At 70.2% G+C, this 7,270-nt stretch carries 8 protein-coding genes; 6 read left to right on the forward strand and 2 right to left on the reverse strand.

The window, feature by feature from the left end; genetic code table 11:
- Positions 1-39 precede the first annotated feature (39 nt).
- The 4 genes from ACIBBA_RS23155 (at position 40) to ACIBBA_RS23170 (ending at position 3,371) form a co-directional block, all read left to right on the forward strand.
- Positions 40-576 carry a ribbon-helix-helix protein, CopG family gene (locus tag ACIBBA_RS23155; protein WP_396700045.1) on the forward strand — a complete coding sequence of 179 codons (537 nt, stop codon included), beginning with the start codon at positions 40-42 and terminating at the stop codon, positions 574-576.
- A 36-nt stretch (positions 577-612) separates the two neighbouring features.
- Positions 613-1,458, forward strand: coding sequence for a DUF4097 family beta strand repeat-containing protein (locus tag ACIBBA_RS23160; protein WP_396700046.1), 846 nt, complete (start codon positions 613-615; stop codon positions 1,456-1,458).
- A 144-nt stretch (positions 1,459-1,602) separates the two neighbouring features.
- A complete protein-coding gene (locus ACIBBA_RS23165; protein WP_396700047.1) occupies positions 1,603-2,583 on the forward strand; it encodes an ATP-binding cassette domain-containing protein in 981 nt (326 codons plus the stop codon).
- Complete coding sequence (locus tag ACIBBA_RS23170) at positions 2,580-3,371, forward strand: ABC transporter permease (protein ID WP_396700048.1); 792 nt, start codon at positions 2,580-2,582, stop codon at positions 3,369-3,371. Before ACIBBA_RS23165 ends, ACIBBA_RS23170 begins: the two co-directional genes overlap by 4 nt.
- Positions 3,372-3,433: 62 nt before the next feature.
- On the opposite strand, the gene ACIBBA_RS23175 is transcribed toward ACIBBA_RS23170, so the two are convergent.
- Positions 3,434-4,033: a TetR/AcrR family transcriptional regulator gene (locus tag ACIBBA_RS23175; RefSeq protein WP_396700049.1), complete on the reverse strand. Its 600-nt coding sequence runs from the start codon at positions 4,031-4,033 to the stop codon at positions 3,434-3,436.
- A 92-nt stretch (positions 4,034-4,125) separates the two neighbouring features.
- Between ACIBBA_RS23175 and ACIBBA_RS23180 the strand changes: the two genes are divergently transcribed.
- Positions 4,126-5,094, forward strand: coding sequence for an NADP-dependent oxidoreductase (locus ACIBBA_RS23180; RefSeq protein ID WP_396700050.1), 969 nt, complete (start codon positions 4,126-4,128; stop codon positions 5,092-5,094).
- 47 nt (positions 5,095-5,141) lie between these two features.
- On the opposite strand, the gene sodN is transcribed toward ACIBBA_RS23180, so the two are convergent.
- Positions 5,142-5,546, reverse strand: coding sequence for a superoxide dismutase, Ni (gene sodN / locus ACIBBA_RS23185; protein ID WP_396700051.1), 405 nt, complete (start codon positions 5,544-5,546; stop codon positions 5,142-5,144).
- A 271-nt stretch (positions 5,547-5,817) separates the two neighbouring features.
- Here sodN and ACIBBA_RS23190 point away from each other — a divergent pair, with 271 nt between their 5' ends.
- Positions 5,818-7,140 (forward strand): radical SAM protein, encoded by a 1,323-nt coding sequence (locus ACIBBA_RS23190; RefSeq protein WP_396700052.1) that lies wholly within the window; start codon positions 5,818-5,820, stop codon positions 7,138-7,140.
- The last annotated feature ends 130 nt before the right edge of the window (positions 7,141-7,270 follow it).

The raw sequence follows: 7,270 nt of genomic DNA on the forward strand, positions 1-7,270 counted from the left end.
CCCTTGCACATGGCATCACCGTGATGCCATGATGGCGTCATGGAACTTCGCGCTTACGTCGACGCCGTCCGGCACGAGCTGGCGGTGGCCGCGGCCGCCGGCGGTGACGACGCTCGGGAGCTGGCAGAGCGGCTGACCGCGCCGCTGGAGTCCGCGATCCGGCTCGCCCTGCTGGACGCGCTCTCCGAGGCGGCCACGGAGATAACCCGGGACCTCGCACCCGGATCTGTCGACCTTCGGCTGCGTAACCGGGAGCCGAGCTTCGTCGTGGTGCCACCGCCGGCCGACCGGTGGGCCGACGAGACCGAGGCGCAGGTGCCGCCCGCGCCCGTGCCGGAGCCGCTGCCGCCGGCTCCCGCGGACGGCGAGGACGAGGCGACCGTACGGATCAGCCTGCGCCTACCGGAGCACCTCAAAGCCCGCGTCGAGCAGGCGGCCGCTCGGGCCGGCGTATCGATCAACACCTGGCTGATCCGGGCCGCGGCCCGAGCCGTCGACGCCGACGGCCAGCACCAGCGGCCCGAGCCGTTCGTCGCCCCGAGCCACGGCCAGCGCTTCACGGGATGGGTGCGCTAGCGACACCCGCCCGACCACTTCTTGAAAGGAAGCATGATGCCATCCTTCGACACCCCCGGACCGATCTCGGCCTCGGTCGAATTCGTCAGCGGCGACGTGCGGATCACCGCCGGCCCGCGCGCCGACACCGTCGTGCAGGTGCGGCCAGCCGACGAGTCCGACGACCGGGACGTCCGCGCAGCCGAGCAGACCCGGGTGGAGTACGCATCCGGCCGCCTGGTAATCCGCGGCCCCAAACAACCCAACTTCGGGATCTTCGGCAAGCCCGGCACCGTCGAGGTGAGCATCGACCTGCCGACCGGTTCCGGCGTGGAGGCAAAGCTGGGCGTCGGTGGAGTCCGCTGCTCCGGGGCGCTCGCCGACTGCCGACTCAAGAGCGGTGCCGGCGACCTCCAGGTCGAGGACACCGACGCGCTCACCCTGCACACCGGCCTCGGTGCCGCCATCGCCGAGAACGTCGCCGGCGACGCCGACATCACCACCGGCTCCGGCAAGCTCAGCGTCCGCGCCGTCGGCGGCCGCGCCATGCTGAAGAACGGCAACGGCGACACGTGGATCGGTGATGCCGCCGGCGAGCTTCGGGCTCGCTCCGCCAACGGTCACGTCGCCGCCGAGCACGCTGCCGCCTCGATCACGGCCAACACCGCCAACGGCGACATCCGCGTCGGTGAGCTCGTACGTGGATCGGCGACGTTGCGCACCGCCGCCGGGCGGATCGAGGTCGGTATCCGGCGCGGCACCGCGGCCCGACTCGACCTGCACACCCAGTTCGGCAAGGTCCGCAGCGAGCTGGACGCCGCCGCAGGTCCGGCCGACACCGACGAGCAGGCCGAGGTGCGGGCCCGTACCGCCTTCGGTGACATCCTCATCCACCGCTCCTGACCCTTCTCGTCCGTCCGGTCGCGGTTGATCCGCCACGACCGGGGAGAACGCGTGGCCTCGTACCCCCGGTCGGCTCCATCGGCTCGACCGGCGATGGCGCGCGCCCTCCGTACCCGTGCAACGCCTTTGATCTATGGAGGAGCAATGGCGACAACGATCGCGACCCGCCCGGCCATCTCGGTGTCCGGCCTGCGCAAGACGTTCGGGGACAAGGTCGTCCTCGATGGCATCGACCTCATGGTCTCCGAGGGGACGGTCTTCTCGCTGCTCGGGCCGAACGGCGCGGGCAAGACCACCGTGGTGCGGATCCTGTCCACCCTGGTGCCAGCCGACGGCGGATCTGTCCGCGTCGCCGGCCACGACCTGACCGGGCAGCCCGACGCGGTACGAGCGGCGATCGGCGTCACCGGGCAGTTCTCCGCCGTCGACAACCTCCTGACCGGCGAGGAGAACCTCAAGCTGATGGCCGACCTGCACCATCTCGGCCGCACCGAGGGCAGACGCCGCGTCGCCCGGCTGATCGAACACTTCGACCTCGGCGAGATGGCGCGCAAGACGCCCGCCGTCTACTCCGGGGGCATGCGACGCCGCCTCGACCTGGCGATGACCCTGGTCGGCGACCCGCGCCTGATCTTCCTGGACGAACCCACCACCGGCCTCGACCCCCGCAGCCGCCACGCGATGTGGCAGATCATCCGCGGACTCGTCGCCGTGGGGGTCACGGTGTTCCTGACCACTCAGTACCTCGACGAGGCCGACGAACTCGCCGACCGGATCGCGGTGCTCGACCACGGTCGGATCGTCGTCGAGGGCACCCCCGACGAGCTCAAGCGCCGCATTCCCGGCGGGCACATCCTGCTGCGCTTCGCCGACCCCATCGCGCTGCACAGCGCCGCCCGCACGCTCGCCGTCGCGCAGCGCGACGACGAGGCCCTCACCCTGCAGATCCCCAGTGACGGTGACGTGCGCTCGCTGCGGGAGGTGCTGGACCGACTCGACGACGCACAGGTCGAGGTCGACCGGCTCTCCATCCACACCCCCGACCTGGACGACGTCTTCTTCGCCTTCACCGGCACGCCCGCGTCCGCCGCCGCGCAGGACGCCATTCCGGAGGGACACCGATGACCAGCCTCACGTACACCCTGACCGACTCGGCAACCATGCTCCGCCGACAGTTGCGCCACATCCAGCGCTATCCCTCGCTGACCGGAATGCTGATCGGCCTCCCCGTCGTCCTCCTGCTGCTGTTCGTCTACGTCTTCGGCGGGACGCTGGGCGCCGGACTCGCGGGCGGTAGCGGCGACCGCGCCGCCTACCTCAACTACCTCGTGCCCGGCATCCTGCTGTTCACCGCGACCAGTGCCGCGCAGGGGACCGCCATCTCCGTCGCGATGGACATGACCGAGGGCATCATCGACCGCTTCCGTACGATGGCCATCTCCCGCGCCTCCGTGCTGACCGGACATGTCCTCGGCAGCCTGGTCCAGACCATGCTGGGCTTCGCCGTCGTGCTCGGTGTCTCACTGGCCATCGGCTTCCGCCCCAACGCCACCGCGATCGAGTGGCTCGCCGCCGCGGGTATGTTCGCCGCGATCGCCTTCGCGCTGATCTGGCTGTCGGTCGCGCTCGGCCTGGTCAGCGACAGCGTCGAGACAGCCAGCAATCTGCCCATGTTCCTGACTCTCCTGCCGTTTCTGGGTAGCGGCTTCGTGCCCACCGACACCATGCCGGCCGGCCTGCGGTGGTTCGCCGACCTCCAGCCGTTCACGCCGGTCATCGAGACGCTGCGCGGCCTGCTGCTCGGCTCGGGAATCGGCAGCAGCGCGGTCGTCGCTCTGGCGTGGTGCGCCGTGGTGGCGCTGCTGTCCTACCTGTGGGCGAAGCGATCGTTCCACCGTCGGGCGGCGCGGTAGTCCAGCCGCGCCGCTGCGCCTCTCCCCGAGGTGCAGCGGCGGTCAGGCTAAATCTGCCGGCGTCACGGTGTCGTCGGCGGCGGGTGGGGCAGCGGGTGGGCGCCCTGTGGGCGTAGGCCGTCGAAGATGATGGCAAGGTAGCGCTGCCACAGGTCGGGCGGGGCGTGCGGCAGGTAGCTGGTGACGTAGTTGGGCGCGCACATCAGCAGGATGACGTCCGCGCCGGTGACATCGGCGCGGACTGCGCCGTGCTCACGCGCTCGATCGACCAGCTTCTGCACGATGTGGTACATCTGCGCGCGGGCAGCGGTCACGTCCGCGTTCAGCTCGCCGGCTTCGTGCAGGAACGACAGGTCGCGCTGCTGCCGCTGATGCGCGGCGACGGTGAGGAACTCCAGCAGCGCGGCGCCCGGGTCGGCCCCGGCGAGCAGCCGTTCGCCGGCCGCGTTGAGCGCGTCGATCCGGTCCAGGACGATCGCGGCGATCAGGTCGTCCTTTGTGGCGAAATGGCGGAACAGCGTGCCCTTGCCGAGACCGGCCCGGCGGGCGATGTCGGCGACCGAGGCCTCCAGGCCACGCTCCGCGAATTCGTCCGCGGCGGCTGCCAGCAGCAGGCGCCGGTTGCGTGCCGCGTCGGCGCGCAGCGGTCGCGGTGAGGTCACGCCGGCCACCCTAACAAGTTGACCGTCCGGTCCGCTTATTGCTAGCGTCAGCTCACTAACATGACCGCCCGGTCCGCTTGTTGGAGGAGCGCATGAAGGCAGTTGTCGCGACCGGCTACGGGCCACCGGAGGGATACGCGGTGGCCGACGTGCCGGTACCCCGGCCCGGTCCGGGGCAGATCCAGGTGCGGATCGCCGCCGCCTCGATCAACCCGGCAGACGTCCGGCTGCCCAGCGGCGACTTCCGCGACGTCGTACCGCTGGAGTTTCCGCACGTACCCGGCAACGACTTCGCCGGCACGGTGAGCGAGGTCGGCGTGGGCGTGACCGCCTATCGGGTGGGCGACGAGATCTTCGGCCAAGCCGTGCCGCGGGCGCTGCGCGCGATGGCCGGCGCTACCCGGCCATCGCTGAGTACCGGCTCGTTGGCCGAGTACGCCGTCTTCGAGGCGGACACCCCGTTCCTGGCGCACCGCCCGGCCGGTCTCGACATCGAACAGGCAGCCGCCCTGCCGACCGTTGGCCTGACCGCACGGGCCCTGATGGCAACCGCCGAGGTGCGGCCCGGCGAAACCGTCCTGGTCGTCGGTGCCACCGGCGGCGTCGGCACCGTCGTGGTCCCGCTGCTCGCCGGCGCGGGGGCGCGGGTGATCGCCACCGCGACCGCCGCTGATGCCGACATCCTGCGAGCTCTCGGCGCCGACGAGACCATCGGGTACGCAGAGTCCGAGTACCCCTCCGAGGTCGACGTCGCGTTCAATCTGACCCTGCCCAGCGACCACCTCTCCGCAGTCGCCGCCGCCGTGCGCTCCGGCGGGCGACTCCTCACGATCACCTACCCGGTACCGCAGCAGGAGTGGATCGGCCGCGACGACGTCGCTCTGCACTTCGTGATGGACATGGACGGCACCCTCGGCGGGATGCGTGAGGTCGGCGAACTGGCGATACGTGGCGAACTGCCGGCCACGATCGGCCGCCGCTACACCCTCGACGACGGCGGCCGAGCGTGCGTCGACTTCGTGCGGCTGCACACCACCGGAAAACTCGTCGTCGTGATGTGAACACCCCGGCCACCAGTGCTCCACGCACGCCGACCGTCTCCTGGCGATCAGGCCTGCTTGGTCTCCCAGAAGATCTCGGAGATCTCGTTGATCTTCGCAAGGAGTTGGGCCGCGACGTCCGGGTCCGCGGAGCCCTTCGCGCCGCCGGCCCCGGCCAGCTTGGTGGCCTGGTTGAAGAGGCCGTGCAACTGGGGGTACTTCTCGAAATGCGGCGCCTTGAAGTAGTCGGTCCACAGCCCCCAGAGATGGTGCTTGACCAACTCCGCACGCTGCTCCTTGATGAGCAGGGAGCGGGTACGGAACTCCGGGTCGTCGCTGGCCTGGTACTTCTCGCAGATTGCCTTGATCGACTCGGCCTCGATTCTCGCCTGAGCCGGGTCATAGACTCCGCACGGCAGGTCGCAGTGGGCGCTCGCCACGACACGGGGCGTGAGAAGGCGGGTAAGTCGCATCAGCTTCTTTTCCTTCGGCTGAGGGTGTGGGTGAGGTCGGTGCTGATCGGTGGAGAACGTCACGCTAGAACCTGAATCCAACTTCAAGTCAACTGTCGTGAACTGGATCTCAGACCGGCAATCGTCCGAGCGGGGAAGTGTTACGTTTCGCCTCTTGAGTCCGGGCCCGGGCGGGTCGGCGAAAGGCGGTTCCGGGAGGCGTTCCGCTTCCGCGCGAGCTGAGGAATTCAACCCGCCCGGCGCTCTTGCGAACAGGTGACAGGGAGTGCGCATGCAGTCTCGTACGGATCTCATCGAAGACCTGATGGGACGCTTTCCTCACGTGCCGCGTGAGGCGGTGATCAAGGAGGACCTGCTGCGCGGTGGCTTGGCCTTCGACGACTCGGCGTTGACCGACAACGAGCACGGCGACGTCAAGCCCAAGTCGTACTTCATCTTCTCGTTCGACCACCGGACACTGCCCGAGCTGGGCGCCGCCGCGCTGCGCCGGCCCCCGGAGGAGATCGTGCTCACCGGCGGCCCCTACGAGCTGCGCCGGACGGTCGTGTCGGTCCGCACCAACCCCGACTCGCCCTACCGGGTCAAGCCCGACGGCGACGGGCGGCTGATGCTGTTCCTGGACGGCCGGGCGATCGCCGAGGTGGGCCTACCTCCGATGCCGGACTACTACCGGCACACGCTCGCCAACGGCAAGTCGGTGATGGAGGTCGCCCCGACGATCCAGTGGGGTTACCTCATCTATCTGACCGCCTTCCGGGTCTGCCAGTACTTCGGCGTCAAGGAGGAGTGCCAGTACTGCGACATCAACCACAACTGGCGTCAGCACAAGCAGGCCGGCCGCCCGTACACCGGGGTCAAGCCGGTCGACGAGGTCCTCGAAGCGCTGGAGATCATCGACCGGTACGACCAGGACCGCACGTCGCAGGCGTACACGTTGACCGGCGGCAGCATCACGTCGAAGGTCGACGGGCTGGCCGAGGCGGACTTCTACGGCCGCTACGCCCAGGCGATCGAGGAGCGGTTCCCGGGCCGGTGGATCGGCAAGGTGGTCGCCCAGGCCCTGCCGCGCGCCGACGTGCAGCGCTTCCACGACTACGGGATCCGGATCTACCACCCCAACTACGAGGTGTGGGACAAGCGGCTTTTCGAGCTCTACTGCCCCGGCAAGGAGCGCTACGTGGGCCGGGAGGAGTGGCACCGGCGCATCCTCGACTCCGCCGAGATCTTCGGGCCGCGCAACGTCATCCCGAACTTCGTCGCCGGCGTGGAGATGGCGGCCCCGCACGGCTTCGCCACCGTGGACGAGGCGATCGACTCGACCGCCGAGGGCCTGCAGTACTTCATGTCCCGGGGGATCACCCCACGGTTCACCACCTGGTGTCCGGAGCCGACCACCCCGTTGGGCCGGACCAACCCGCAGGGTGCGCCGCTCGAATACCACATCCGTCTGCTGGAGATCTACCGCGCGACCATGGAGGCCAACGGCCTGTCCAGCCCGCCCGGGTACGGCCCCGCCGGCCCCGGCCGGGCGGTCTTCTCGGTCAGCTCGTTCATGGACAGCTTGCCCGCCGAGCCGGCGGTTCGCGAGAGCTGAGCCCTACCCCCAGGAGCGGGGGGGGGGGGGGGGGGGGGGGGGCGCCCCCCCGCCGGGGGGGGGGCCGCCCCCCCCGCGGGGGGGGGGGGGGGCCGGCCGCCGCAAAAGGGGGGGGGGGGGGGGGGGGGTG

Source organism: Micromonospora sp. NPDC051006 (assembly GCF_044456245.1).
Lineage (GTDB): Bacteria > Actinomycetota > Actinomycetes > Mycobacteriales > Micromonosporaceae > Micromonospora.

What these genes read in the sequence shown, in the direction of transcription:
- ACIBBA_RS23160 (WP_396700046.1), top strand. Translation starts at nt 613, where the DNA reads ATGCCATCCTTCGACACCCCCGGACCGATCTCGGCCTCGGTCGAATTC.
- ACIBBA_RS23155 (WP_396700045.1), top strand. Translation starts at nt 40, where the DNA reads ATGGAACTTCGCGCTTACGTCGACGCCGTCCGGCACGAGCTGGCGGTG.
- ACIBBA_RS23180 (WP_396700050.1), top strand. Translation starts at nt 4,126, where the DNA reads ATGAAGGCAGTTGTCGCGACCGGCTACGGGCCACCGGAGGGATACGCG.
- ACIBBA_RS23190 (WP_396700052.1), top strand. Translation starts at nt 5,818, where the DNA reads ATGCAGTCTCGTACGGATCTCATCGAAGACCTGATGGGACGCTTTCCT.
- ACIBBA_RS23170 (WP_396700048.1), top strand. Translation starts at nt 2,580, where the DNA reads ATGACCAGCCTCACGTACACCCTGACCGACTCGGCAACCATGCTCCGC.
- ACIBBA_RS23165 (WP_396700047.1), top strand. Translation starts at nt 1,603, where the DNA reads ATGGCGACAACGATCGCGACCCGCCCGGCCATCTCGGTGTCCGGCCTG.
- sodN (WP_396700051.1), bottom strand. Translation starts at nt 5,546, where the DNA reads ATGCGACTTACCCGCCTTCTCACGCCCCGTGTCGTGGCGAGCGCCCAC.